The organism is Pseudomonas sp. NPDC089407 (assembly GCF_044900445.1).
Taxonomy (GTDB): domain Bacteria; phylum Pseudomonadota; class Gammaproteobacteria; order Pseudomonadales; family Pseudomonadaceae; genus Aquipseudomonas.
In genome coordinates this window covers 219,705-245,996 of the sequence record NZ_JBJDNB010000003.1, presented here as the reverse complement: position 1 = coordinate 245,996, position 26,292 = coordinate 219,705, and the positions used below count along the sequence as shown (strand labels likewise).

The following is a 26,292-nucleotide window of genomic DNA, read 5'->3' as shown; positions in this document are numbered from 1 at the left end:
GCCTCTCTTTCTTATATTTTTCTTGGAAGGTGGGGCGCTTTGCGCCCCAATCGCCGGCAAGCCAGCTCCCACAGGGACAGCGTCGTCCTTGAGAGCAGCACTATCCCTGTGGGAGCTGGCTTGCCGGCGATGGGCTGCGCAGCAGCCCCAATGGCTTCAGCGCTGAACGGGCGTCGGTCGCTGCAGGTCGGCCCGACGCCCCAGCACCTCATACACCGACGGATACGCCGGCCGCTCCACATAGCGCCCGGCGCCGGCCTCGGCGCGCAGGTCGCCATCGGCCCAGAGCACCTTGCCCTGGCTGATGGTGTGGCTAGGCACGCCACGCACGGTGCGGCCTTCGAAGATGTTGAAGTCCACCCGCTGGTGGTGGGTCTGGGCCGAAATAGTGCGCGTGCCCTGTGGGTCCCACAGCACCAGGTCGGCATCGGCGCCGACACGAATGGCGCCCTTGCGCGGGAACAGGTTGAAGATCTTCGCCGTGTTGGTCGACGTCAGCGCGACGAACTCGTGCATCGACAGGCGCCCGCTGTTCACCCCGGCATCCCACAGCACCGCCATGCGGTCCTCGATGCCGGCGGTGCCGTTGGGGATGCGGCTGAAGTCATCGCGCCCCATGGCTTTCTGTTCGGCGCAGAAGCAGCAGTGGTCGGTGGCGGTGGTGTGCAGGTTGCCCGACTGCAGGCCGCGCCACAACGCTTCCTGGTGCTCGCGCGGGCGGAACGGTGGGCTCATCACGTAACCGGCCGCGGTGGCCCAGTCCGGATCACGGTAGACGCTGTCGTCCAGCAGCAGGTGGCCTGGCAGGACTTCGCCGTACACCGGCTGGCCCTTGGCCCGCGCATAGGTGATTTCATCCAGTGCTTCACGGCTGGAAATGTGCACGACATACAGCGGCGTACCAATGGTTTCGGCGATGCGGATGGCGCGGCTGGCGGCTTCACCTTCCACTTGCGAAGGGCGCGAAAGGGGATGCGCCTCTGGCCCGGTCAGGCCCTGGGCCAGCAGTTTTTTCTGCAGGTGATACACCAGCTCGCCGTTCTCGGCATGCACGGTAGGCACTGCGCCCAGTTGCAGGCAGCGCTCGAAGCTGGCCACCAGGGTGTCGTCGGCAGCCATGATCGCGTTCTTGTAGGCCATGAAGTGCTTGAAGCTGTTCACCCCATGCTTGGCCACCAGCTCGCCCATCTCTTCGGCAACCTGCTCGCTCCACCAGGTGATGGCAACGTGAAAGCCGTAGTCGCTGGCGCTTTTCTGCGCCCAGCCACGCCAGGTATGAAACGCCTCCAGCAACGACTGCTGCGGGTTGGGGATGACGAAGTCGATGATCGACGTGGTGCCGCCAGCCAGGCCTGCCGCCGTGCCGCTGAAGAAGTCTTCGCTGGCCACGGTGCCCATGAATGGCAACTGCATATGGGTGTGCGGGTCGATGCCGCCGGGCATCAGGTACTGGCCGCTGCCGTCGAGGATCTCGCAGGCGGTAGGCGGTTCCATGTTTGGCCCAATGGCACGGATCAGGCCATCGGCACACAGGACATCGGCGGGGTAACTCTCTTCGTGGGTAACCACGGTGGCGCCACGGATCAACAGGGACATGCCGTTTTCCTCGCAGGCTGACCGGTCTCATGGCCGGTTCTTGGAATTGTCTGGTGTCAGGGCGGGCAGGGCGGTTAATCCTGTCATGCCTGACAAGATTCGAGGCTAGATGCTGATATGGAATTCAGCAAGAAAATTTCCTATTAATTTTGTGGCTTTTTAACCTATTGATTTTAAATGATTAATTTTTATGAACCCGTTGAATACGGGGCTTTCAGGATTTTTGACTAACTTGACAAGATAGAAATTTAGTCAAGATTTCTAAGCACCGTTACGCGTGTGTACTCCGGCCATCGAATTAGCCCGATGAGCAAACAACTACAAAAAAAGTCTGGAGAAAGGCCCATGCAACAGAGCAGATCGGAAGTGGTCGAGCAGGCTGGCCTGTTCGAGCTGGCCGAAGGCAGCGATGTCCTTGACAGCCCGCGCTACAACCACGACATCGCACCGACCAAGGTGCACCAGCGCACCTGGAACAAATGGCACATCACAGCCCTGTGGGTGGGCATGTCCATCTGCGTCCCCACCTACACCCTCGGCGGCGTGCTCACCGCCTACTTCGGCCTCAGCGTCGGCGAGGCGCTGCTGGCGATTCTGCTGGCCAACGTGATCGTGCTCATCCCGCTTACCCTCAACGCCTTCCCCGGCACCAAGTACGGCATCCCGTTCCCGGTGCTGCTGCGTTCGTCGTTCGGCATCCTCGGTTCCAACGTGCCGTGCCTGATCCGCGCGGTGGTCGCCTGTGGCTGGTTCGGTATCCAGACCCTGTTCGGTGGTTTGGCCATTCACCTGTTCCTGGGGTCGGTGTTCGATGGCTGGAAGGCCCTGGGCGGTACCGGCGAGGTGATCGGCTTTATGGTCTTCTGGTGCCTGAACCTGTGGGTGGTGTTGCGCGGTGCCGAGTCGATCAAGTGGCTGGAAACGCTGTCGGCCCCGCTGCTGGTGGCGGTGGGCGTGGGCCTGCTGTTCTGGGCCTTGCCGCACATGTCGATGACCGAGTTGCTGGCGCAGCCGCCCAAGCGACCGGAAGGCGCCAGCGTGGTCAGCTACTTCTGCGCCGGGCTCACGGCCATGGTCGGTTTCTGGGCCACGCTGTCGCTGAACATTCCCGACTTCAGCCGCTACGCGCGCAGCCAGAAGGACCAGATTCTCGGGCAGATCTTCGGCCTGCCACTGACCATGTTCCTGTTCGCCTCGCTGGGTGTGGTGCTGACCGCGGCCTCGGCCTCGCTGGTGGGCGAGACCGTGTCCGACCCGGTCAGCCTGATCGGCAGGATCCACAGCCCGTTCTGGGTGGCCCTGGCCATGGCGCTGATCGTGATCGCCACGCTGTCGACCAACACCGCGGCGAATATCGTGTCGCCCACCAACGACTTCCAGAACATCGCCCCACGCCTGATCGGGCGCAGCCGCGCGGTGTGGCTGACCGGCTTCATCGGCCTGGCGCTGATGGGCCATGAGTTGCTGAAGAAGCTGGGCTGGATCGTTTCCGACCTGAGCCTGGAAAGCGTGTATTCCAACTGGCTGCTGGGTTATTCCAGCCTGCTTGGGCCGATTGCCGGGATCATGGTGGTGGACTACTTCCTGATCCGCCGGCAACAGCTGGACCTGGCCGGCCTGTACCGCGACGACGTTTACCCGGCGTGGAACTGGCCTGGGTTCGCCGCCTTCGCCTTGCCGGTGGGCCTGACCGTGATGGCGATCGGCAACAGCAGTTTCAGTTGGTTCTACGACTACGGCTGGTTTACCGGCTCGCTGCTGGGTGGGGCGTTGTACTACGTGTTCGCCGGGTTTGCGGCACGCAGCCCGGCGCGGCTGGCCAAGCCTTTGCCCTGACACCGCGCTGGCTTCTTCGCGGGTAAACCCGCTTCTACAAAGATCGCGGGCTGCGCAGACCCTTGTAGGAGCGGGTTTACCCGCGAAGAGGCCCGCACAGACAACAAAAAAGCCTGAAGGAGAAACCCGTGACCCCAGTCCACGACATCCTGAAGACCACCGCTCACCACATCGACAGCGCCCGCCTGTGGCAATCGCTGATGGACCTGGCCCGCCTCGGCGCCACGGCCAAGGGCGGTGTCTGCCGCCTGGCCCTGACCGACCTCGACCGCCAGGCCCGCGACCTGTTCGTGCAGTGGTGCGAGGCTGCCGGCTGCACGGTCAGCATCGACACCGTCGGCAACACCTTCGCCCGCCGCCCCGGGCGCAACCCCAAGCTGCCACCGGTAATGACCGGCAGCCATATCGACACCCAGCCCACCGGCGGCAAGTTCGATGGCTGCTTCGGCGTAATGGCCGGGCTGGAGGTGATCCGTACCCTCAACGACCTGGGTGTGGAAACCGAGGCACCGTTGGAGGTGGTGGTGTGGACCAACGAAGAAGGCTCGCGCTTTGCCCCGTGCATGATGGGGTCGGGGGTGTTCGCCGGCAAATTCACCCTGGCAGAGACCCTGGCCAAACGCGATGCCCAGGGTGTCAGTGTTGGCGAGGCGCTGAACGCCATCGGCTACGCCGGCCCGCGTGCGGTGCTGGGCCACCCGGTGGGGGCGTATTTCGAAGCCCATATCGAGCAAGGGCCGATACTTGAAGACCAGGCCAAGACCATCGGCGTCGTCCTGGGTGCCCTCGGCCAGAAATGGTTCGACCTGACCTTGCGCGGCGTCGAAGCCCATGCCGGCCCGACGCCCATGCACCTGCGCAAGGATGCCCTGGTCGGCGCAGCCGCCGTGGTCGAGGCGGTCAACCGCACCGCCCTCGGCCACCAGCCACATGCCTGCGGTACGGTGGGTTGCCTGCAGGCGTACCCAGGCTCGCGCAACGTGATCCCGGGCGAAGTGCGCATGACCCTGGACTTTCGCCACCTTGAAGGCGAACAGTTGAATGCGATGATTGCCGATGTGCGCACGGTGATCGAAGCAACCTGTGCCAAGCATGGCCTGAGCCACGAACTGGTGCCCACCGCCGACTTCCCGGCGCTGTACTTTGACAAAGGCTGTGTCGATGCCGTGCGCGAGTCGGCCACGGCGCTGGGTTTGCCGCACATGGACATTGTCAGCGGGGCCGGGCATGACGCGATCTTTCTGGCCGAGTTGGGGCCGGCGGGGATGATTTTCGTGCCCTGCGAGAACGGCATCAGCCACAACGAGATCGAGAACGCCACGCCTGACGACCTGGCGGCGGGTTGTGCGGTGTTGCTGCGGGCGATGCTGGCCGCGTCGGAAGCGATCGCCAGCGGGCGCCTGGCAGCATAGTGGAAAGGAGGGGTGTGGAGCGCTTCGCGGGTGCTCGCCACTGCATCTTCATCGCCTGTGAAATCGAGCGCCGCCCGCGCGGCGCTTCGCGGGGCAAGTCGGATCGCCGCACCGCCGCTCCCACATCTGTTTCGGGCCAATCACTCCTGTGAGTTCGCCGCTGGCCGCCTTGTATGTTCCATTTGATATCGGCTGCGCCACTGCTCTTCATCAATCTCAAGCCATGCACCCAGGGGGCGCGCGCCAAAGGCACAGGAATAATTGGCCCGAAATAGATGTGGGAGCGGCCTTGTGCCGCGAAGCGCCGCGCGGGCGGCGCTCGATGTCACAGTCGATGAAGATGTTGTGGCGAGCACCCCGAAGCTCCACGAGTCATCCCGCCAGTTCAAGACAGCCATCACGCCCAATGTGATAGCGCTGCAGGTCCTGCGCCAGCACCAGCTGCCCGCTGTAGTGGGCCAGCGCTTCCGCGCGCACATCATTGATGCTCGGGCTGCGCCGTGGGTCGCTCTGGTAGCGGGCGCTGAAGTGTGTCAGCACCAGGTTGCGCACGCCAGCCGCCTCGGCAAAGCACGCCACCGCTGCGGCGGTGCTGTGGCCAAAGGTGACCCCGGTACGCTCGACCACCGCCTGGGTGAAGGTGGCTTCATGCACCAGTACATCGGCACCCTTGGCTGCGTCGGCCAACAGCTCGGGGTTGTCGTTGTCGCCGCACACGATCACGCGCCGTGGCGGGCGCGAAGCGCGCAGGTAGTCGTTGCCGTTCAGTAACTGCCCGTCGTGTTCTACGGTCAGGCCTTTGGCCAGCTCGCCCCACAGCGGGCCACGCGGGATGCCTTCGGCTTCCAGGCGCGGGATGTCCAGGCGCGGTTCCGGGTTGAGCTCGGTAAACACAAAGCCCACGCTGGGTACCCGGTGCGACAACTGCACCGCAGTCACTTGCAAGGCCTGATTGCGCCACTCGACCAGGTCTTCCAAGGCCAGCAAGCGCAGCTCGAACGGCAGGAACGTGTCGCTGGCCACCAGCCCTAGGCGTAGCCAGTCATGCAGCGCGGCGGGCAGGACAACGTCCAGCGGCTGTGTTCGCCCGCTCATGCCGGCGCTGGCCAGCAGGCCGGGCAGGCCGAAGCAATGGTCGCCGTGCACGTGGGTGATAAAGATCGCCTGCAGGTCGCGGATCGACAGGGGCGTGCGCAGCAATTGATGCTGGGTACCTTCGCCGCAATCGACCAGGTACCAGTGGCTGCCACTGGCTTCGATCAGCGCAGTGGCGCTGACGTTGCGTGCCTTGGTTGGCACCCCGGCGGAGGTGCCGAGGAACAGCAGGTCCATGTTCAGGCTCCTTGTTTCAGCCTAACAGCGCCAGGCCGCGCAACAATGCCTGCAGCCCTTGCGGCACCAGCGGGATGGAACACGCACAGGGCGAGAAAACGGATACGGGGGGCTTGCAGTGGCGCGGTACTCACGGTCTCGTTCCTTCGAGGCGATAAACGGCGCACACCTTAGCCTGAATGCCGCAAACCGTCGATGGCCCGCTACTCGGCCTGGCGCCAGATCAGCTTGCTGGTGTCATAGCCCTGTTCGCGGGCAATCGTCAGCAGCTGTTCGCGTTGCTGGTCGGTGACCGCAGGCGTGCGCGAAAGCAGCCACAGGTACTCGCGGTTGGGGTGGCCGACCAGCGCCACGCGGTAGTCCTTGTCGTGATAAAGCACCCAGTACTCGCCTTTGGTCAGGTCGGGGGCCAGGCGGCTGAACCAGTTGTCGAAGCGCACCCACAGCTTGTCGGTGCTGCCCGGTTGCTGGGCTTCTGCGATGCCTTTGGCTTCATTCCACTGACCGTCCTTTTCCTGGCAGCGGTTGGTCACGTCGATACGGCCATCCTCGCGCAGGCCATAGTGCGCCTCGGACTGCACACAGTTGCGCTGGAAGAACATCGGCAACCGCGCCAGTTCATACCAGGTGCCCTGGTAGCGTTGCAGGTCGACCTGCTGCGTGCGCGGCGGCGCCGGGTGATCGTTGCCTGCGCAGCCGAGCAGGGCCAGGGTCATGCAGGAAAGCAGCAGTGTGGTGCGCAGCGCCATGGTCGACCTCCTTGAAGCGGATGGGGGCTTGCCTGTGCTTTGATACCGGCGCGGGGCAAAAGTTGTATGCAATTGAACTCAATCGAACGAGCTGGTGGAAGCCGGGGTGGCTGTAGGCCTGGGATAGTCGAATGGCAGCGAGCATTATCGAGAGGGCATTTCGTTCTGTCTGCACTGGCCCTATCGCCGGCAAGCCAGCTCCCACAGGTTCTCCACAGCGCTCCAGGGCAATGCAGTACCTGTGGGAGCTGGCTTGCCGGCGATAGGGCCAGTGCAGGCCTACATCAAAGCCAGTAAGTCACCGCCCACCACCCCAACCCACCCATCACAACGGTATAAGGCAACGCCATCCACACCATCCGTCCATACGACAGCCGGATCAGCGGCGCAATCGCCGAGGTCAGCAGGAACAGGAACGCCGCCTGCCCATTCGGGGTCGCCACGCTAGGCAGGTTGGTACCGGTGTTGATCGCCACCGCCAGCGTCTCGAAGTGCTCGCGGCTCATGCCACCATTGAGAAACGCCTGTTTCACCTCGGTGATATAGATGGTGGCGACAAACACGTTGTCACTGATCGCCGACAGCAAGCCATTGGCCAGGTACAACATGCCCGGCTGTTGATCAGCCGGCAGCGTCAGCACCCAGCTGATCAACGGGCTGAACAGCTGCTGTTGGTGAATCACCGCCACAACGGCAAAGAACACCACCAGCAACGAGGTGAACGGCATGGCGTCCTGGAAAGCGCGACCCAGGCGGTGTTCGTCGGTGATGCCGGTAAACGCGGTGATCAGTACAATCACCATCAGGCCGATCAGGCCAACCTCGGCCACATGCAGCCCCAGGCATACGATCAGGATCAGTGCGGCCAAGCCTTGCACCCACAGCGCGACGCGCTGGGCCTGGGTACGCGCGGCGTCGTCCTCGGCGGCATAGGCAGCCAGTACCTGGCGCACCGGCTCAGGCATCAGCGTGCCGTAGCCAAACATGCGCAGCTTCTCCAGCAACACACAGGTCAGCAGGCCGGCGCCGAGCACCGGCAGCGATACCGGTGCCACCTTGAAGAAGAAGTCGGCGAAATGCCAACCCATCTCATGGCCAATCAACAGGTTCTGCGGCTCGCCCACCAGCGTACACACACCGCCCAGGGCAGTACCCACCGCGCCATGCATCAGCAGGCTGCGCAGGAAGGCGCGGAACTGGTCCAGGTCGTCACGGTGCAACGGGGCGATCTGCTGGTCGCTGTCCAGTGCGCTGTCCTCGCGTGGGTTGGCCCCGGACGCAACGCGGTGGTACACCGCATAGAAGCCGACCGCCGCACTGATGATTACCGCCGTCACGGTCAGCGCGTCAAGAAACGCCGAAAGAAACGCCGACAGCACGCAAAACAGCAGCGACAGCATGGCTTTCGAGCGCACGCCCAGCAAAATGCGCGAGAACAGGAACAGCAGCAGTTCCTTCATGAAATGGATGCCGGCCACCATGAACATCAGCAGCAAAAGCACCGGAAAGTTGTGCTGCAACTCTTCGTACAGCGCCTGTGGCGTGGTCATCTGCAACAACAGGGCTTCGACCAGCAACAGCCCACCGGGCATCAGCGGGTAGCACTTCAGTGCCATGCCCAGGGTGAAGATGAACTCGATCACCAGCGCCCAACCGGCCGCAACCGGGCCGACGGTTACCAGCAGCAGCGGGTTGAGTACCAGGAACAGGCAGATGACAGTCTTGTACCAAAGCGGCGACTGGCCCAGGAATCCGTGGGCGAGGGCGCCGGGCAGGGAGCGCGACATGAATATGTATCCTTATGATTCAGCGATGGCGCACGTTGCCGTATCGGCACGCCTTAGGCAAGGCGCGCAGTCCCGTTTTTGGCACAAGTACGGTCATTGGCCTGGGTTACCATCCGCGCTATGAACCCTTCACCCGCAGGAGTGCAGCCCGTGACCGAGTACAGCGCGTTCAAGGTCGAATTGACCGACAGCATCGCCCACGTTCAGATCAACCGCCCGGAGAAGGTCAACGCGATGAACGCGGCCTTCTGGGAAGAGATCGTCGACATCTTCCAGTGGATCGACGACACCGATGCCGTGCGTGCGGTGGTGATCAGCGGTGCCGGCAAGCACTTCTCTGCCGGCATCGACCTGATGATGCTGGCTTCGCTAGCCGGGCAAATGGGCAAGGATGTGGGCCGCAACGCGCGTTTTCTGCGCAAGACCATCCAGCGCCTGCAGGCCTCGTTCAATGCCGTCGACAACTGCCGCAAGCCGGTCCTGGCTGCGGTGCAGGGCTATTGCATCGGTGGCGCCATCGACCTGATCTCGGCGTGCGACATGCGCTACTGCAGCAGTGACGCGCAGTTCTCGATCAAGGAAATCGACATGGGCATGGCCGCCGATGTCGGCACACTGCAACGTTTGCCACGTATCATCGGCGACGGCATGATGCGTGAGCTGGCCTTCACCGGGCGCAATGCAGCGGCTGACGAGGCGTTGCGCATCGGCCTGGTCAACCGGGTCTATGATGATCAGGCTGCGCTGATGGATGGGGTCTTTGCCATTGCCCGCGAGATTGCGGCAAAATCGCCGATCGCCGTGGCCGGCACCAAGGAAATGCTCAGCTACATGCGCGACCATCGCATCGACGATGGCCTGGACTACATCGCCACCTGGAACGCCGCGATGCTGCAGTCCGAAGACCTGCGCGTGGCCGTGGCGGCGCACATGAGCAAACAGAAACCGTCGTTCGCCGACTGATCGGGCCGGGGGACGCGCAGTCAAGGAACCCCCGACATGTCAGCACGCTGGACTACCGCAGTACTCGACCCGCAGATCACCGGAGGGCTGGCCGTGGCGCGCAGCCCGGAAGGGTTCCTGGTGGACGCCAACGGCGCGCTGTTCCCCCGCGACTGGCTCAAGCGCCAGGACCTCGACGTGCTGTGTGAACACGGCATCGGCCACTTCGACGGCCAGCCGGTGTTCCTGCTGGAGCTGCGCAGCGCCACTGACGTGCCAGGCTGCAGCTGGCGCGGGTTACGCGCGTTCATGCTCGAAGGCGACTTCGACCTCTACAAGGTACTGGGCTACGCCGCGCAAATCGGCACCTGGGCCCGCGAGCACCGCTTTTGCGGTAGCTGCGGCCAGGCGATGACGCAAATCCGCTGGGAGCGGGCGATGTACTGCCAGCCCTGCGACCTGCGCAGCTACCCGCGCATCTCGCCGAGCATGATCGTGCTGGTGACCCGTGGCGACGAAATCCTGCTGGCACGCTCGCCGCGCTTCGTCACCGGGGTGTACAGCACCCTGGCAGGCTTTGCCGAGCCAGGCGAGTCGGCCGAGGACTGCCTGGTGCGCGAAGTGCGTGAAGAAGTGGCGGTGGAGGTGCAGAACATCCAGTACGTCGGCAGCCAGTGCTGGCCGTTCCCGCACTCGATGATGCTCGGCTTCCATGCCGAATACGCGGGCGGTGATATCGTCATGCAGCCGGACGAAATCGAGGACGCCAAATGGTTCAGCGTCCACGACCTGCCGCCGCTGCCGGCCGGGCGGTCGATTGCCCGGTATTTGATCGACCTGTATGTCGCAAGAAGATCAGGATTGCCCGAACCAGTGCTGCCACGCTAAGCGTACGGTCAGTGCCAGCACCACGGTGATGAACACCGGGCGGATGAACTTGCTGCCGCCGCTGATCGCCGTGCGTGCGCCGAAGAAGGCGCCGACCATTACCGACAGGCCCATGCACAGGCCGACGATGTAGTCCACCTGCCCGGAAATGATAAACACCGTCAGCGCCGCGATGTTGCTGACAAAGTTCATGCTGCGCGCCACGCCGCTGGCGCGGACCAGGTCGATGGGGTACAGCAGCAGGGTGCTGACCGTCCAGAACGCGCCGGTACCCGGGCCTGCCACGCCGTCATAGAAGCCCAGGGTGAAACCTTGCGGCACTTGCCACTTTTTCTTGATGGGCGCGTCGGCGTCCAGCGGTGCCTTTGGCGTACCGCCGAACAGCAGGTAGATGCCACAGGTGAAGACGATCACCGGCAGCATCTTGTTCAGCCATTCGGCGGGCATGTAGTGGGCAATGACTGCGCCGATCAAAGCCCCGGTCAAGGTGGCGAACAACGCCGGGCGCCATTGCGCCGGGTGGAACAGCTTGCGCTTGTAGTAGGTGAAACCGGCGGTGGCCGAGCCGAAGGTGGAGCTGAGTTTGTTGGTGCCCAGTACCAGGTGCGGCGGCATGCCGGCGGTGAGCAACGCCGGGGTGGTAAGCAGGCCGCCACCGCCGGCGATGGCATCGATGAAGCCGGCGACGAAGGCGACCAGCGCCAGGATCAGCAGGGTTAGGGGTTCTACGGTGAGTTCGAAGGGCATGGGGTTTTGACAGGCAGGGAGGCAAGGGGCGGCAAAGGGCCGCGCTAGAAGGGAGGTATGGTAATCCTGGGAGAGGTGTGTGGCCAGTGCCGGCCTATTCGCGGGTAAACCCGCTCCTACATGGGTAGCGTAATCCTGTGGGAGCGGGCGAGCCCGTGAAAGGGCCGGTACAGGCGATCACATCAGCTACGGATAAACGCCAGCAAATCCGCATTGATCACATCGGCATGGGTGGTCGGCATGCCATGCGGGTAGCCTTTGTAGGTCTTCAGCGTGCCATTGGGCAGCAGCTTGGCCGACAGCACCCCGGCGTTTTCATACGGCACAATCTGGTCATCGTCGCCATGCATCACCAGCACCGGTTGCTGGATGCCTTTCAGGTCCTCGGTAAAGTCGGTCTGGGAAAATGCCACGATGCCATCGTAATGGGCCTTGGCACTGCCGATCATGCCCTGGCGCCACCAGTTGCCGATGATGCCTTCGCTGGCTTCGACACCGGGGCGGTTGTAGCCGTAGAACGGCCCTGCCGGCACATCGCGATAGAACTGCGCGCGGTTGCTGGCAACCTGGGCCTGGAAACCGTCGAACACCGACTTGGGCAAGCCGCCGGGGTTGCCGGGTGTTTGCACCATCAGTGGCGGCACGGCAGCGATCAGTACTGCCTTGGCCACCTTGTCGCCAGGGTGCCGGGCCATGTAGCGCACCACCTCGCCACCGCCAGTCGAGTGGCCGACATGCACGGCGCCCTGGATACCCAGGTGTGCGACCACAGCGGCCACGTCGTCGGCGTAGTGGTCCATGTCGTGGCCGTCCCATACCTGGCTGGAGCGGCCATGGCCACGGCGGTCGTGGGCGACCACGCGGTAACCTTGGGCCAGGAAGAACAGCATCTGCGCGTCCCAGTCATCGGCACTGAGCGGCCAGCCGTGGTGGAAGTGGATCACCGGTGCATCGCGGGGGCCCCAGTCCTTGTAGAAGATCTGTACGCCGTCCTTCGTGGTTACATAGCTCATGGTGGTGTCTCCTGGGTGCAGGAAGCGAAGGGAGCTATTGAGAATAGGAGGGTTTTGGCTTGGCACTGGACATTGTGATGGCCCAGGCCTGCGCGGTCCCTTGTAGGAGCGGCCTTGTGTCGCGAAAGGGGTGCGTAGCGCCCCCAAGTTTTCAGCTTCGCCGCAGATATTGCCGGGGCCGCTCTGCAGCCCTTTCGCGACACAAGGCCGCTCCTACAAGGGACCGCGTCAACCGATCAGACGCGGTCGCGCATGCGGTACCAGGCTTTCGCGGCTGCCTCCAGCGGCGCGGCCAGCAGGTCGCCGCCGGGGAAGCGGCCGTTGTCGATGCCTTGATACAACGTCAGCAGGTCATCGTCTCCGAGAATGGCATCGCTCACCGCCCGCGCCGCCGCCAGGGTCGGCAGCACGCCGTGGCCGGAGAAACCCTGCAGCCAGTAGCGCTGGCCTTCACGGCCAACATCCGGGGTGCGCTGCAGGCTGCAGTCGATATGGCCGCCCCAGGCATAGTCGATTGCCACCCCGGCCAGTTGCGGGAACACGCGCTCCAGGAAGGGGCGGGTGGCGCTGGCGACGTCTTTGGGAATACCGCCCAGGTAGGTGCAGCCACCGCCAAACAGCAGGCGATGGTCCGGGGTCAGGCGGAAGTAGTCGGGTACGAACTGGTTGTCGATCACGCAACTGTTGCGCGGCAGCAGCGAACGGGCGAAATCGGCCTGCAGCGGCGCGGTGGCTACCTGGTAGGAGCCGACCGGCAACAGGCGCCGTGACAGGTTACGGTCGAGGCGGTCGATGTAGGCGTTGCAGGCCAGTACCAGCACCTGGCAGCGTACTTCGCCACGTTCAGTGCGGGCGATATAGCCGTCGCCAGCCTGATGATAGCTGAGTACCTGGCTCTGTTCGTGGATATGCCCGCCGGCTGCTTCGATGCTGCTGGCCAGCCCTTGGGCCAGTTTCAGCGGGTTGAGGTGAGCGCCTTTGGCGTCGTAAAGCGCCGCCTGGTAGCGCGGGCTGTCAATCCATTGTGGCAGCTCGTCACGGCCGATCAGGCGCAGGGCGTCGTAGCCCCATTTGTGTTGTGCTTCGTGCAGCGCCTGTTCAAGCAGTTTCACCCGGCGTGGCATGACCGCAGTCCACAGGCTGCCCAGCCGGTAGTCGATGTCGAAGCCGTGGCGCTGGGGCAGTTCGCGCATTTCGTCGGCGGCCCAGCACATGCTGGCCCACAGGCGCTGGGTACGTTCAACGCCCAGGGCCTTTTCCAGTGGCGGCATGTCGCACGACCAGCCCAGCAGCGCCTGGCCGCCATTGCGCCCGGATGCAGCCCAGGCTACCCGGCTGGCTTCCAGCAGGGTCACGCGCTTGCCAGCCTGGGTCAGGCGCAGGGCAGTGTGCAGGCCGCTGAAACCGGCGCCGATGATCAGCACCTCGGTGTCGTGGGTACCTAGCAGGGAAGGGCGTAGGGGGATGTTGGCGGGGTAGGTCTGGGCGTAGTAACTGGCGACGTGCTGGGCGGACTGCTTGAACATGCATGGGCCTCATGAAAATTATTGTGATTATTTTCATGAAAACTTAGCAGTTAAATTTCATGGTGCCAATGTGCCGGATAGGATTTGTGGTTTGCCTGAGTGTTATGTAATGCCTGATCTGGCCCTGTCGCCGGCAAGCCAGCTCCCACAAGATCGCTACAGGTCTCGAATTCTGTGTAATACCTGATCTGGCCCTATCGCCAGCTCTCACAGATCCCCACAGGTTTCGAATACTGCGCAGTACCCGTGGGAGCTGGCTTGCCGGCGATAGGGCCAGTAACGACAATGCAAAAGCTTCAGGTTGCCGCCTTTCTCCGGGTCTGCCGCGGCTTGCTGGCAGTCTTGGCACCTGCCGTCCTACCCTTCCCGCCACTACGCCGCTTCTTCTTCCACGGCGGCGCCGCTCCGGCCGCCGGCCCGCTGATGGTCATGCGCATGCCGCTGCAACGCTCCACCAGCTTGCCCATCCACGCCGACTGTCGGGCGACGAATTCTTCCAGGGCCATTTCACCGCTCTGCACCATGTCGAGCGCCTGTTCCCAGATTGCCGTGGTGCCCGGATCGGCAATGGCGCGCGGCACGGCGTCGATCAGGCTGAACGCCGCAGGCGTGGCCGACAGTGCCTTGCCGTTCTTCACCAGGTAGCCCCGGTCAAGCAGCCCCTGGATGATGCTGGCACGGGTGGCTTCGGTGCCGATGCCGGTGGTTTCCTTGAGCTTCTGCTTCAGCCGTGGGTCATCCACCAGTTTGGCGACGTTCTTCATCGCCTTGATCAGGTCGCCTTCGGTAAACGGTTTGGGCGGCTGGGTCCACTGGTCTTTCAGTTGCAGGCCCTGCACGCTGCAGTCCTGGCCTTCGCGCAAGGCCGGCAGTACCTGGGCGGGTGGTGCTTCGCGGCTCTTGGTTGGGGTCAGCGCCTCGGGCAGCGCGCGGCGCCAGCCCGGTTCGACTATCTGCTTGCCCACCGCGCGCAGGGCATGCCCGGCACAGTCGAAGTCGGCCTGGGTGCGGTCGTACTCGTGGTTGGGCAGGAACTGCGCCAGGTAGCGGGCGCGGATAAGGGTATATACGGCCTTGTGCTTGGCCGGCAGGCGCGACGGGTCGTTAGCCGCGGCGGTGGGGATGATGCCGTGGTGCGCACTGACCTTGGCGTCGTTCCAGGCCCGCGAGCGGCGCTGCGGTTCCAGGTAGGGCTGCAGGGGCGCCAGGCTGGCATCGGCACGTTGCAGGGCGGCGAGGATGCCCGGTGCCTCGGCGTGCTGGCTTTGCGGCAGGTAGCCGCAATCGCTGCGCGGGTAGGTGATCAGCTTGTGGGTTTCGTACAGCGCCTGGGCGATGTCGAGGGTTTCCTGGGCGCCCAGGCCGAACTTTTTCGAGCACAGCTCCTGTAGGGTGCCAAGGTCGAAGGGCAGCGGCGCCGCTTCGCGTACGCGTTCGGTGGCGACCTTGACGGCCCGGGCCGTGCCGGCCTGGTGCATGTCGGCGGCAGCCTGTCGTGCCAGTTCCTGCTTCAGGCAGCGGCCTTGATCGTCACAAGCGTCTTCGGGGGCGCGCCATTGGGCGTTGAAGCGCTGGCCGGCGTGTTCCAGTTGCACATCGATAGCCCAGAACGGCACCGGCACGAAGTCGGCGATGCTGCGATCACGGTCGACCACCAGGCGCAAGGTGGGCGTTTGCACCCGGCCCACCGGCAGCACGCCCTGGTAGCCGGACTGGCGGCCCAGCAGGGTGAACAGCCGGCTCATGTTCATGCCGATCAGCCAGTCGGCGCGCGAGCGGCCCAGCGCCGAGTGGTACAGGTTGAAGGTTTCGTGGCCGGGCAGCAGGCGCGCCAGGGCCTTGCGGATGGAGGCGTCGTCCAGTGCCGACAGCCACAGGCGCTGCACCGGGCCGCGGTAGCGGCAATGTTCGACCAGCTCGCGGGCGATCATTTCGCCTTCGCGGTCGGCGTCGGTGGCGATTACCAGTTCCCGTGCTTCGCCGAGCAGGCGCTTGACTGCCTTGAACTGGCTGGCGGTCTTGGGCTTGACCAGCATCTTCCACTTGTCCGGGATGATCGGCAGGTCGGCCAGGTTCCAGCGCTTGTAGCGCTCGTCGTAGCTGTCGGGCGGGGCGGTTTCCAGCAGGTGGCCGATGCACCAGGTGACGCAGACGTCAGTGCCTTGCCAGCAGCCGTCGCCCTTGCGGGTGGCGCCGAGCACTTTGGCAATGTCTTTTGCCTGGGAGGGTTTTTCGCAGAGGAACAGGCGCATGGCCGGGGACGCTTTATCGGGGGTGATGGGCACTAGGATGCGCAAGCGGGGGCGCGGAGGCAAGTTTTATCTGGATGGATGTACAGGTTTTTGTCAGCAGGGATGTCTTTGGCCTGTGCCGGCCTCTTCGCGGGCTTGCCCGCTCCCACAGGATCTCCACAGATTTCAGATGTTGTGGGGTCCCTGTGGGAGCGGGCAAGCACGCGAAGAGGCCAGTACAGCTTATGAATCAGGCGCGCGAGTCGCGCACCATGTCCACGTGCGGGATGCCGGCTTCAAGGAACTCTTCGCTGACTACGCGAAAGCCCAGCCGCTCGTAGAACGGCGTGGCATGCACCTGGGCGCTGAGCATCTGCTGCTTCAGGTCGCGGTTCTGCGCTTCGACGATTACCGCGTTCATCAGTGCATCACCCACCTTCAGCCCGCGCCAGTCCTTCAGTACCGAGATGCGCCCGATGGTGCCGTCGGCCAGCAGGCGCGCGGTGCCGATCGGGTAGTCGCCTTCCAGGGCCAGGAAGTGCTGGGCTTCGTGGTCTTCCGAGTCGAACTCCAGTTCTGGCGGAATGTGCTGCTCGGCAACGAACACCGCTTCACGAATACGGCGGATGTCGGCGTTGTCCTTGTGCCAGTCGGCGAGGCGAACGCTGATCTTATTCATTGGCAAATCCCAGGCTTCCTTGTTTGACCAGCTGCTGTACCAGCATAAGGCCATCTTCGTCTTGCAGCCAGTCTGCCAGGTTTTCGATGTGCAGGGCGTCGGCCGCGCACACCAGCTTCAGCAGTTCGCGCAGTTTGCCCGGCAGCGGGCAGCTGCGGCCGCTGGCGAACAGCAGCAGGTCGTCTTCGAATTCCGACCAGGCCAGGCGGGCAGCCGGGTTGCGGATCAGGATGGCGCCTTGTTCAAGGGCGTCGATCAGCTCTTCTTCGCTCAGTTCCTCGCCAGCGATCTGCTCCGGGTAGCGCGGCTCGGTCATGAACTGGCCGAACCAGGTCAGCAGCAGGTCCTTGTCGCCCATGTGCTTGTCGAGCAGCGCCTTGAGGCGGTCGAGGGCGTCGTGCTGGATCTGGTGCGGGTCGCTGACCGGCTGGGCGTCGGCGTCGCTGTAGCGCTCTTCGTCGGGCAGGAACTGGCCGAGGAAGTCGGTGAAGTGGGTCAGCACTTCGGCGGCGCTCGGGGCACGGAAGCCGATCGAGTAGGTCAGGCAGTTATCCACGGCCACGCCGTAGTGGGCCAGGCGCGGTGGCAGGTAGAGCATGTCGCCCGGTTCCAGGGTCCATTCTTCGCTCTGCTCGAACTCGGCCAGGATGCGCAGGTCGGCGTGCTCCAGCAGCGGGCTGTCGCTGCTGCACATCTGGCCGACTTTCCAGTTGCGCTGGCCGTCGCCTTGCAGCAGGAACACGTCGTAGTTGTCGAAGTGCGGGCCAACGCTGCCACCCGGGGCGGCAAAGCTGATCATCACATCATCGATGCGCCAGCTTGGCAGGAAGCGGAAGTTTTCCAGCAGCTCGGCCACTTCCGGGACGAACTGGTCGACGGCCTGCACCAGCAGGGTCCAGTCCTTTTCCGGCAATTCGGCGAAGGTGTCTTCGTTGAACGGGCCACGGCGCAGTTCCCACGGGTGGGCGCCGTGCTCCAGCACGATACGCGACTCGACTTCTTCTTCCAGGGCCAGGCCGGCCAGTTCGTCGGGGTCGATCGGGCTGATGAAGTCCGGGAAGGCCTGGCGCACCAGCAGCGGCTTCTTCTGCCAGTAGTCACGCATGAATTCGCGGGCCGAGATGCCGCCGAGCAGCTGCAGTGGAGTATCAGGATTCATGGTCAACCTATTGAAAAAACGTAATTTTCGTCCGGGAATAAAAACGCCCGGCCAGGCCGGGCGTTGTGCGCGACGGTCAGCTTAGATGCGTTTGGCCTGGGCTGCCGCGTTACCGATGTAGGTAGCGGGTGTCAGCAGCTTGAGTTCGGCCTTGGCGTCGGCAGGCATGTCCAGCCCGTCGATGAAGGTCAGCAGCGCTTCAGGGGTGATGCCCTTGCCACGGGTCAGCTCTTTAAGCTTCTCGTAGGGGTTTTCGATGTTGAAGCGGCGCATCACGGTCTGGATCGGCTCGGCCAACACTTCCCAGCAGGCGTCCAGGTCGGCGGCAATGCGGGCCTGGTTGACTTCCAGCTTGCCGATGCCTTTCAGGCTGGCTTCATAGGCGATGACACTGTGGGCAAAGCCCACGCCCAGGTTGCGCAGCACGGTGGAGTCGGTCAGGTCGCGCTGCCAGCGCGAGATCGGCAGCTTGCTGGCCAGGTGCTGGAACAGCGCGTTGGCGATACCCAGGTTGCCTTCGGAGTTTTCGAAGTCGATCGGGTTGACCTTGTGCGGCATGGTCGACGAGCCGATTTCGCCGGCAACGGTCTTCTGCTTGAAGTAGCCCAGCGAGATGTAGCCCCACACATCACGGTCGAAGTCGATCAGGATGGTGTTGAAGCGGGCGATGGCATCGAACAGCTCGGCGATGTAGTCGTGCGGCTCGATCTGGGTGGTGTACGGGTTGAACTGCAGGCCCAGTTCGTCCTCGATGAAGGCGCGGGCGTTTTCTTCCCAGTCGATCTGCGAGTAGGCCGACAGGTGGGCATTGTAGTTGCCCACGGCGCCGTTGATCTTGCCCAGCAGCGGTACGGCAGCAACCTGGGCGATCTGGCGCTCCAGGCGGTACACGACGTTGGCCAGTTCTTTGCCCAGGGTGGTCGGCGAAGCCGGCTGGCCGTGGGTGCGCGACAGCATTGGCACGTCGGCGTGGGCGTGGGCCAGGGCGCGGATGGCGTCGGCGATCTGGCGCATCAGCGGCAGCAGCACGTCGTCACGGCCAGCGCGCAGCATCAGGGCGTGGGACAGGTTGTTGATGTCCTCGCTGGTGCAGGCGAAGTGGATGAATTCGCTGACCTTGGCCAGCTCAGGCAGCTGGGCGGCCTGCTCCTTGAGGAGGTATTCGATCGCCTTGACGTCGTGGTTGGTGGTGCGCTCGATTTCCTTGACGCGCTCGGCGTGCTCCACCTTGAAATCGGTGGCCAGGTTGTCCAGCAGGGCGGTGGCTTCGGCGGAGAACGCCGGCACTTCGCCGATCTGCGGGTGGGCGGCCAGGCGCTGCAGCCAGCGTACTTCGACCAGGGCGCGGAAACGGATCAGGCCGAATTCGCTGAAGATGGGGCGCAAGGCCTGGGTTTTGCCGGCATAACGGCCGTCTACAGGGGAAACCGCAGTGAGCGAAGAAAGCTGCATGGGGTGTTCTCGGACAGTCAGGCTTTTGGAAGGGCGCATATCATACATGAAATTTGCGCCCGGGTCGGGTGGCTGACCAAAGGTCGGGCCTAAAAAGCATGTCGCGGTGCCTGTGTAGGAGCGGCCTTGTGTCGCGAAAGGGCTGCGCAGCAGCCCCAAAATCTCAGTCACAGCACCAATTGCCGGGGCCGCTTTGCGGCCCATCGCGACGCAAGGCCGCTCCTACACGGGGTGGCGTCGTCTTCAGGAAGGCGAACGCATCATGTCGTACAGTTCGTTAAGCAACTTGCGGCGGCTGAATACCAGCTGCCAGCGGTGCCCGCCCAGCTGGCGCCACAGGCGCGCGGCGCGGATGCCGGCCAGTAGCAGGGCGCGGATCTTCGAGGCGTTGCTAGCCTGCTGCAGGAAACGCATGTCGCCGTGCACCTGGATGCGCTGGCGCAAGGTGCTGAGGGTGTCCTGGTACAAGGCTCCACTGGAAGCGATGACGTTTTCATGAACCAGGCCGAAATGCTCGGCCTGCGACTGGATCTGCGGCAAACGGTTGCCGATGGTGTCGAGCAGGTCGCCGCGCTTGTTCAGCTGGCGTTCCAGGCCCAGCATCGACAGGGCATAGCGCAGCGGCTCGCGCTGCAGGCTGCTGGGGTCGCGCTCCAGCGCGCCCGCCAGCGCGCGGTAGCCGTCACGCAGGTTCAGGTCGTCACCGCCGAACACCTCCAGGGTGTCCTTGGGGTCGCGCACCAGCAGGCTGCCGAGCATGCAGCCGATGTCGGCCTCGCCGGCCTGGCCGGTACGGGCGATGCGGTCGACCAGTACGGCGGCCTGAAATACGCCGCCCAGGGCAATCAATTGCTCCTGCAGGTTGCTCATGCGCGCGGGCTCCACGGCTCGGCGGCTTCGATCACACCGCCGCCCAGGCACACCTCGCCGTCATAGAACACCACCGACTGGCCCGGGGTAACGGCGCGCTGCGGCTCGTCGAACACGGCGCGGTAGCCGCTTTCGGTCCGCTCCAGGGTGCACTGCTGGTCGCTCTGGCGGTAGCGCACCTTGGCGGTGAGCTGGCGCGGGCTGCTGAGGTCGACCGGGTTGACCCAGAAGATGTCCGAAGCCAGCAGGGCGCGGGAGAACAGCCACGGGTGTTCGTTGCCCTGGCCAACCACCAGCACGTTGCGGGTCAGGTCCTTGTGCAGCACGTACCACGGCTCGTCGCCGGCGTCTTTCAGGCCGCCAATACCCAGGCCCTGGCGCTGGCCGATGGTGTGGTACATCAAGCCGTGGTGGCGGCCGATCACTTCACCTTCGGTGGTTTCGATGTTGCCTGGCTGGGCAGGCAGGTATTGCTTGAGGAAGTCGCTGAAGCGGCGTTCACCAATGAAGCAGATACCGGTGGAATCCTTTTTCTTGGCGGTGGCCAGGCCGTGCTTTTCGGCGATGGCGCGGACTTCGGGCTTTTCCAGTTCGCCAACCGGGAACAGTGTACGGGCGATTTCCTTGCCGCCGACGGCGTGCAGGAAGTAGCTCTGGTCCTTGTTCGGGTCCAGGCCCTTGAGCAGTTCGGTGAGCGCGCCGGTGTCACGACGGCGCACATAATGGCCGGTGGCGATCAGGTCGGCACCCAGCGACAGGGCGTAGTCGAGGAACGCCTTGAACTTGATTTCGCGGTTGCAGAGGATGTCCGGGTTGGGCGTGCGACCGGCCTTGTACTCTTCCAGGAAGTGCTCGAACACGTTGTCCCAGTATTCGGCGGCGAAGTTGGCGGTGTGCAGCTTGATGCCGATGCGGTCGCACACGGCCTGGGCGTCGGCCAGGTCTTCACGGGCGGTGCAGTATTCGGTGCCGTCGTCTTCTTCCCAGTTCTTCATGAACAGCCCTTCCACCTGGTAGCCCTGCTCGATAAGCAGAAGGGCGGAGACGGAAGAGTCCACGCCGCCGGACATGCCGACGATGACGCGGGTCTTGGCGGGGTCTTTGAGTGCTGGGCTGGTCATGGGTACCGGTGTGTATCAAGGGGAAAAACGCCAATTCTATCAAACCCGCAGCGCCGCGTCAGTCGCGCAGCAGGTCAAGGCTGTGCAGCGGGCCTTGCAGGTAGTCGTCGAGGCAGCGGGGCACCAGCTCGCTGCGCCAGCGGGTGGGGTCGGCCAGCAGTTCTTCGCGGGTGAGCCACACGGCGCGGACGATGTCGCTGTCCAGGGCCAGGTCGGCATGGTGGCGCACGGGGCGGGCGGCGAAGCAGATGCGCTGGTAGGTCACGCCGTTGCTGGGGGCGGTGTACAGGTAGATGCCGACTACGCCGGTAAGCTCGACTTCCCAGGCGGTTTCTTCGAGGGTTTCGCGCAGGGCGGCCTGGGGCAGGGTTTCGTTCGGTTCGAGGTGGCCGGCGGGCTGGTTGAAGACGTGCTGGTTGGCTTTGAATTCTTCGACGAAGAGGAATTTGCCGTCGTGTTCGACGATGGTGGCGACGGTGATGCGGGGTTGCCAGGTCATTTGCGGTGTCCTTTCAGATTGCCGGGGCCGCTGTGCGGCCCATCGCCGGCAAGCCAGCTCCCACAGGTACGGTGCAAGGCCTGAGGCATTCACAGTACCTGTGGGAGCTGGCTTGCCGGCGATGGGCTGCACAGCAGCCCCATTCTCAGTTCTACAGGTACTGCACAAGGCTCAAGGGTTGCACATTGGCTGTGGGAGCTGGCTTGCCGGCGATGGGCTGCACAGCAGCCCCATTCTCAGTTCTACAGGTACTGCACAAGGCTCAAGGGTTGCACATTGGCTGTGGGAGCTGGCTTGCCGGCGATGGGCTGCACAGCAGCCCCAATGTCCAGAAAGCACAAACCCCGGTGCGTGGCCGGGGTTTGGGCTGTTACTTCAAGCGAACCTTACAGGGCAGCAATGGCGCTGTTCAGGGTCTGGCTTGGGCGCATCACTTTGGCGGTCAGCTCGGCATCCGGGGCGTAGTAGCCGCCGATGTCAGCTGGCTTGCCCTGAACGGCGTTGAGCTCGGCGACGATGGTCTCCTCGTTCTCGGTCAGGGTTTTGGCCAGTGGGGCGAAGCGTGCCTGCAGGGCAGCGTCGTCGTTCTGCGCAGCCAGCGCCTGGGCCCAATACAGGGTCAGGTAGAAGTGGCTACCGCGGTTGTCGATACCACCGACTTTGCGCGACGGCGACTTGTTGGTGTCGAGGAACTTGCCGGTGGCCTGGTCCAGGGTGTTGGCCAGAACCTTGGCACGCGGGTTGGCGTAGGTGTTGCCCAGGTGCTCCAGGGAAGCGGCCAGCGCCAGGAATTCACCCAGCGAGTCCCAACGCAGGAAGTTCTCTTCAACCAGCTGCTGCACGTGCTTCGGTGCCGAACCGCCGGCGCCGGTTTCGAACAGGCCACCGCCGTTCATCAGCGGCACGATCGACAGCATCTTGGCGCTGGTGCCCAGTTCCATGATCGGGAACAGGTCGGTCAGGTAGTCGCGCAGCACGTTGCCGGTCACCGAGATGGTGTCCTTGCCTTCACGGATGCGGGCCAGGGAGAACTTGATGGCGTCAACCGGGGCCAGTACACGGATGTCCAGGCCAGCGGTGTCGTGGTCCTTCAGGTACTTCTGTACTTTTTCGATCATCACGCCGTCGTGGGCGCGGGCCGGGTCCAGCCAGAACACCGCAGGGGTGTTGCTCAGGCGGGCACGGTTGACGGCCAGCTTGACCCAGTCCTGGATCGGCGCGTCTTTGGTCTGGCACATGCGGAAGATGTCACCGGCTTCGACGTTCTGCTCCAGTACGACGTTGCCCTTCCCGTCGACCACGCGCACTACGCCGTCGGCCTTGATCTGGAAGGTCTTGTCGTGGGAACCGTACTCTTCGGCCTTTTGTGCCATCAGGCCAACGTTCGGTACGCTGCCCATGGTGGTCGGGTCGAAGGCGCCGTTGACCTTGCAGTCTTCGATGGTGGCCTGGTAGATACCGGCGTAGCAACGGTCCGGGATCACGGCCTTGGCGTCTTGCAGTTCGCCAGCGGTGTTCCACATTTTGCCTGAGTCACGGATCATGGCCGGCATCGAGGCGTCGACGATCACGTCGCTCGGCACGTGCAGGTTGGTGATGCCTTTGTCGGAGTTGACCATGGCCAGGGCTGGGCGCTGAGCGTACAGGGCCTGGATGTCGGCTTCGATCTCGGCCTGCTTGTCAGCTGGCAGGTCCTTGATGCGGGCGTACAGGTCGCCGATACCGTTGTTGGCGTTGAAGCCAACTTCGGCCAGCGCAGCGGCGTGCTTGGCCAGCACGTCGTTGTAGAACTCTTCGACGATGACGCCGAACATGATCGGGTCGGAGACCTTCATCATGGTGGCTTTCAGGTGCACCGACAGCAGCACGCCGGCGGCCTTGGCATCGGCGATCTGCTCGGCGATGAAGGCTTTCAGGGCTTTGCGGCTCATGGTCGCGCAGTCGATGATTTCGGCGGCTTTGACCGCGGTCTTTTCTTTCAAGACGGTGGTGTTGCCGTCTTTGCCGACCAGCTCGATGCGCAGGCTGTCGTCAGCTTCGATCAGTGCGGCTTTCTCGCTGCCGTAGAAGTCGCCCTGGGTCATGTGGGCAACGTGCGACTTGGAGTCGGCGGCCCAGGCGCCCATCTTGTGCGGGTGCTTGCGGGCGTAGTTCTTGACCGACAGCGGCGCGCGGCGGTCGGAGTTGCCTTCGCGCAGCACCGGGTTCACGGCGGAACCCTTGATGCGGTCGTAGCGGGCACGGGATTCTTTTTCTTCCGCGGTGGCCGGCTCGTCGGCGTAGTCAGGGATGTTGAAGCCCTTGCCTTGCAGCTCCTTGATCGCGGCCTTGAGCTGCGGTACCGAGGCGCTGATGTTCGGCAGCTTGATGATGTTGGCTTCAGGGGTGGTAGCCAGCTGGCCCAGCTCCGCCAGGTGATCGCCTACTTGCTTCTCTGCGCCCAGTTGCTCCGGGAAGGCGGCAAGGATACGGCCAGCCAGGGAGATGTCGCGAGTTTCGACGGCGATGTCAGCCGAAGCGGTGAAAGCTTCGACGATCGGCAGCAGCGAGTAGGTGGCGAGGGCGGGGGCTTCGTCGGTGAAGGTATAGATGATCTTGGAACGGGTGGGCATGCGGGTTAACTCTCTGTGTGCTGAGCGTGCTCGAGTCTCGTGGTGCGCAGGGTAGGCGCATCGCCCTGGCAACGCCATGAGCGGAAAGTCGAGAGGCTGCGAGCGGTGATGGTGGATGCATCAGTCGAGCGTCAAGTGCTGAGCTGCGGTAACAGGCCAGGCTTTTCGGCCATTCATGGCCTAGGGCGGTCCGCATTTTCCTGGGATTCGCCCCGATGACCCTTCGGTCGCGGCGGAGTATACCAAACCATTCGGGCTAATCAGCAAGGCCAAGTGATATCGGCCCATTTATAAGACCAAAGACTAAGCGGCAATGTGGCGTAATGCCGCAGCTGCAAGCTGCAAGAGCCCTTGCTTCGTGGGTTGTGCTCGGCGGGGTTGTTGAGCGGGCGCGGATGGTGGGCGCGCGGTGATCAGCTTGCAACTTGACGCTTGAAGCTTGCAGCTGCGAAAAGCTGGTTTAGGCTCATTGCAGCGCATGATGTCCAAACCACACCCGACAGCGGAGTAGTGCAAGCATGGGATACCAGAAAATCAAGGTTCCGACCGACGGCACCAAGATCACCGTCAATGCAGACCATTCGCTCAACGTTCCTGAAAACCCCATCATTCCTTATATCGAAGGCGACGGGATTGGCGTCGATGTCTCGCCGGTAATGATCAAAGTGGTCGATGCCGCCGTGCAGAAGGCCTACGGCGGCAAGCGCAAGATCGCCTGGATGGAGGTGTATGCCGGCGAGAAGGCCACCCAAGTGTATGACCAGGACACCTGGCTGCCGCAAGAGACCCTGGATGCGGTGAAAGACTACGTGGTGTCGATCAAAGGCCCGCTGACCACCCCGGTGGGAGGGGGTATCCGTTCGCTCAACGTGGCCTTGCGCCAGCAACTGGACCTGTATGTGTGTCTGCGCCCGGTGCTGTGGTTTCAGGGCGTGCCGAGCCCGGTGAAAAAGCCCGGCGACGTCGACATGGTGATCTTCCGTGAAAACTCCGAGGACATTTATGCCGGCATCGAGTGGAAGGCCGGGTCGCCCGAGGCGAACAAAGTGATCAAGTTCCTCAAGGAGGAAATGGGCGTCACCAAGATCCGCTTCGACCAGGATTGCGGCATTGGCGTCAAGCCGGTATCGAAAGAGGGCACCCAGCGGCTGGTGCGCAAGGCGCTGCAGTATGTGGTGGATAACGATCGCGAGTCGCTGACCCTGGTGCACAAGGGCAACATCATGAAGTTCACCGAGGGCGCCTTCAAAGACTGGGGCTACGAAATCGCCCGGGATGAGTTCGGCGCCGAACTGCTCGATGGCGGCCCGTGGATGAAGTTCAAGAACCCCAAAACCGGGCGCGAAGTCATCGTCAAGGACGCCATCGCTGACGCCATGCTGCAACAGATTCTGCTGCGCCCGGCCGAGTACGACGTGATCGCCACCCTCAACCTCAACGGTGACTACCTGTCCGACGCCCTGGCGGCGGAGGTGGGCGGCATCGGCATTGCCCCGGGCGCCAACCTGTCCGACACGGTGGCCATGTTCGAAGCCACCCACGGCACCGCGCCCAAGTATGCCGGGCAGGACAAGGTCAACCCGGGCTCGGTGATCCTCTCGGCAGAAATGATGCTGCGGCACATGGGCTGGACCGAGGCGGCCGACCTGATCATCAAGGGCACCAACGGCGCGATTGCCGCAAAGACCGTGACCTACGACTTCGAGCGGCTGATGGACGGCGCTACGCTGGTGGGTAGCTCAGGCTTTGGCGATGCGATGATCAAGCATATGTAAGCCAATAGAAAACCGGCCGCTTCCTGTAAAGAAGCGGCCGGTTTCTTCGTATACCGGCAGAAAGCA

Annotated in this window: 20 protein-coding genes; 5 read left to right on the top strand and 15 right to left on the bottom strand. The window is 63.6% G+C overall.

The window, feature by feature from the left end; translation table 11 throughout:
* Positions 1-156: 156 nt before the first annotated feature.
* Entirely contained in the window at positions 157-1,596 is a 1,440-nt protein-coding gene (gene hydA, locus ACI2KG_RS04390; protein WP_404660932.1) for a dihydropyrimidinase, read from the bottom strand.
* Positions 1,597-1,941: 345 nt separating this feature from the next.
* On the opposite strand from hydA, the gene ACI2KG_RS04385 reads away from it, so the two are divergent.
* A complete protein-coding gene (locus ACI2KG_RS04385; protein WP_400620396.1) occupies positions 1,942-3,432 on the top strand; it encodes an NCS1 family nucleobase:cation symporter-1 in 1,491 nt (496 codons plus the stop codon).
* A gap of 128 nt (positions 3,433-3,560) precedes the next feature.
* Positions 3,561-4,844 carry a Zn-dependent hydrolase gene (locus ACI2KG_RS04380; RefSeq protein ID WP_404660931.1) on the top strand — a complete coding sequence of 428 codons (1,284 nt, stop codon included), beginning with the start codon at positions 3,561-3,563 and terminating at the stop codon, positions 4,842-4,844.
* 372 nt (positions 4,845-5,216) lie between these two features.
* On the opposite strand, the gene ACI2KG_RS04375 is transcribed toward ACI2KG_RS04380, so the two are convergent.
* The 3 genes from ACI2KG_RS04375 to nhaB all read right to left on the bottom strand — a co-directional run bounded on the left by ACI2KG_RS04375 (position 5,217) and on the right by nhaB (position 8,712).
* Entirely contained in the window at positions 5,217-6,176 is a 960-nt protein-coding gene (locus tag ACI2KG_RS04375; RefSeq protein WP_404660930.1) for a ribonuclease Z, read from the bottom strand.
* A gap of 203 nt (positions 6,177-6,379) precedes the next feature.
* The gene (locus ACI2KG_RS04370) at positions 6,380-6,925 is read right to left on the bottom strand and encodes a lipocalin family protein (protein WP_404660929.1); all 546 of its coding nucleotides are present in this window, start codon (positions 6,923-6,925) and stop codon (positions 6,380-6,382) included.
* A gap of 284 nt (positions 6,926-7,209) precedes the next feature.
* Complete coding sequence (gene nhaB / locus ACI2KG_RS04365; protein ID WP_404660927.1) at positions 7,210-8,712, bottom strand: sodium/proton antiporter NhaB; 1,503 nt, start codon at positions 8,710-8,712, stop codon at positions 7,210-7,212.
* Positions 8,713-8,862: 150 nt separating this feature from the next.
* Here nhaB and ACI2KG_RS04360 point away from each other — a divergent pair, with 150 nt between their 5' ends.
* Together ACI2KG_RS04360 and nudC are read left to right on the top strand one after the other, a co-directional pair.
* On the top strand, positions 8,863-9,675 hold the full coding sequence (locus tag ACI2KG_RS04360; protein ID WP_400620409.1) for a crotonase/enoyl-CoA hydratase family protein: 813 nt from the start codon (positions 8,863-8,865) through the stop codon (positions 9,673-9,675).
* Between the two features lie 36 nt (positions 9,676-9,711).
* Positions 9,712-10,542, top strand: coding sequence for an NAD(+) diphosphatase (gene nudC / locus ACI2KG_RS04355; RefSeq protein WP_404660926.1), 831 nt, complete (start codon positions 9,712-9,714; stop codon positions 10,540-10,542).
* On the opposite strand, the gene ACI2KG_RS04350 is transcribed toward nudC, so the two are convergent.
* The 11 genes from ACI2KG_RS04350 to ACI2KG_RS04300 all read right to left on the bottom strand — a co-directional run bounded on the left by ACI2KG_RS04350 (position 10,510) and on the right by ACI2KG_RS04300 (position 24,451).
* Positions 10,510-11,289 carry a TSUP family transporter gene (locus ACI2KG_RS04350; protein ID WP_404660925.1) on the bottom strand — a complete coding sequence of 260 codons (780 nt, stop codon included), beginning with the start codon at positions 11,287-11,289 and terminating at the stop codon, positions 10,510-10,512. The genes nudC and ACI2KG_RS04350 overlap by 33 nt on opposite strands.
* A 182-nt stretch (positions 11,290-11,471) precedes the next feature.
* Positions 11,472-12,302 (bottom strand): alpha/beta fold hydrolase, encoded by an 831-nt coding sequence (locus ACI2KG_RS04345; RefSeq protein WP_404660924.1) that lies wholly within the window; start codon positions 12,300-12,302, stop codon positions 11,472-11,474.
* A 236-nt stretch (positions 12,303-12,538) separates the two neighbouring features.
* A complete protein-coding gene (locus tag ACI2KG_RS04340; protein WP_404660923.1) occupies positions 12,539-13,828 on the bottom strand; it encodes an NAD(P)/FAD-dependent oxidoreductase in 1,290 nt (429 codons plus the stop codon).
* 296 nt (positions 13,829-14,124) lie between these two features.
* Entirely contained in the window at positions 14,125-16,080 is a 1,956-nt protein-coding gene (locus tag ACI2KG_RS04335) for a DNA topoisomerase III (protein WP_404660922.1), read from the bottom strand.
* Between the two features lie 229 nt (positions 16,081-16,309).
* On the bottom strand, positions 16,310-16,738 hold the full coding sequence (locus tag ACI2KG_RS04330) for a GNAT family N-acetyltransferase (RefSeq protein ID WP_404660921.1): 429 nt from the start codon (positions 16,736-16,738) through the stop codon (positions 16,310-16,312).
* Positions 16,731-17,897 (bottom strand): JmjC domain-containing protein, encoded by a 1,167-nt coding sequence (locus ACI2KG_RS04325; protein ID WP_400620431.1) that lies wholly within the window; start codon positions 17,895-17,897, stop codon positions 16,731-16,733. The genes ACI2KG_RS04330 and ACI2KG_RS04325 overlap by 8 nt, the downstream gene beginning before the upstream one ends.
* A gap of 81 nt (positions 17,898-17,978) precedes the next feature.
* The gene (gene purB / locus ACI2KG_RS04320) at positions 17,979-19,349 is read right to left on the bottom strand and encodes an adenylosuccinate lyase (protein WP_400620434.1); all 1,371 of its coding nucleotides are present in this window, start codon (positions 19,347-19,349) and stop codon (positions 17,979-17,981) included.
* A 243-nt stretch (positions 19,350-19,592) separates the two neighbouring features.
* The gene (hflD, locus tag ACI2KG_RS04315; RefSeq protein ID WP_201204149.1) at positions 19,593-20,219 is read right to left on the bottom strand and encodes a high frequency lysogenization protein HflD; all 627 of its coding nucleotides are present in this window, start codon (positions 20,217-20,219) and stop codon (positions 19,593-19,595) included.
* Positions 20,216-21,340: a tRNA 2-thiouridine(34) synthase MnmA gene (gene mnmA, locus ACI2KG_RS04310; protein WP_404660919.1), complete on the bottom strand. Its 1,125-nt coding sequence runs from the start codon at positions 21,338-21,340 to the stop codon at positions 20,216-20,218. The genes hflD and mnmA overlap by 4 nt, the downstream gene beginning before the upstream one ends.
* A gap of 58 nt (positions 21,341-21,398) precedes the next feature.
* Positions 21,399-21,839, bottom strand: a complete 441-nt coding sequence (locus ACI2KG_RS04305) for an NUDIX hydrolase (RefSeq protein ID WP_404660918.1) — start codon at positions 21,837-21,839, stop codon at positions 21,399-21,401.
* Positions 21,840-22,225: 386 nt separating this feature from the next.
* Complete coding sequence (locus tag ACI2KG_RS04300; protein ID WP_404660917.1) at positions 22,226-24,451, bottom strand: NADP-dependent isocitrate dehydrogenase; 2,226 nt, start codon at positions 24,449-24,451, stop codon at positions 22,226-22,228.
* Positions 24,452-24,969: 518 nt separating this feature from the next.
* Between ACI2KG_RS04300 and icd the strand changes: the two genes are divergently transcribed.
* A complete protein-coding gene (gene icd / locus ACI2KG_RS04295; protein ID WP_404660916.1) occupies positions 24,970-26,226 on the top strand; it encodes an NADP-dependent isocitrate dehydrogenase in 1,257 nt (418 codons plus the stop codon).
* Positions 26,227-26,292: the final 66 nt, after the last annotated feature.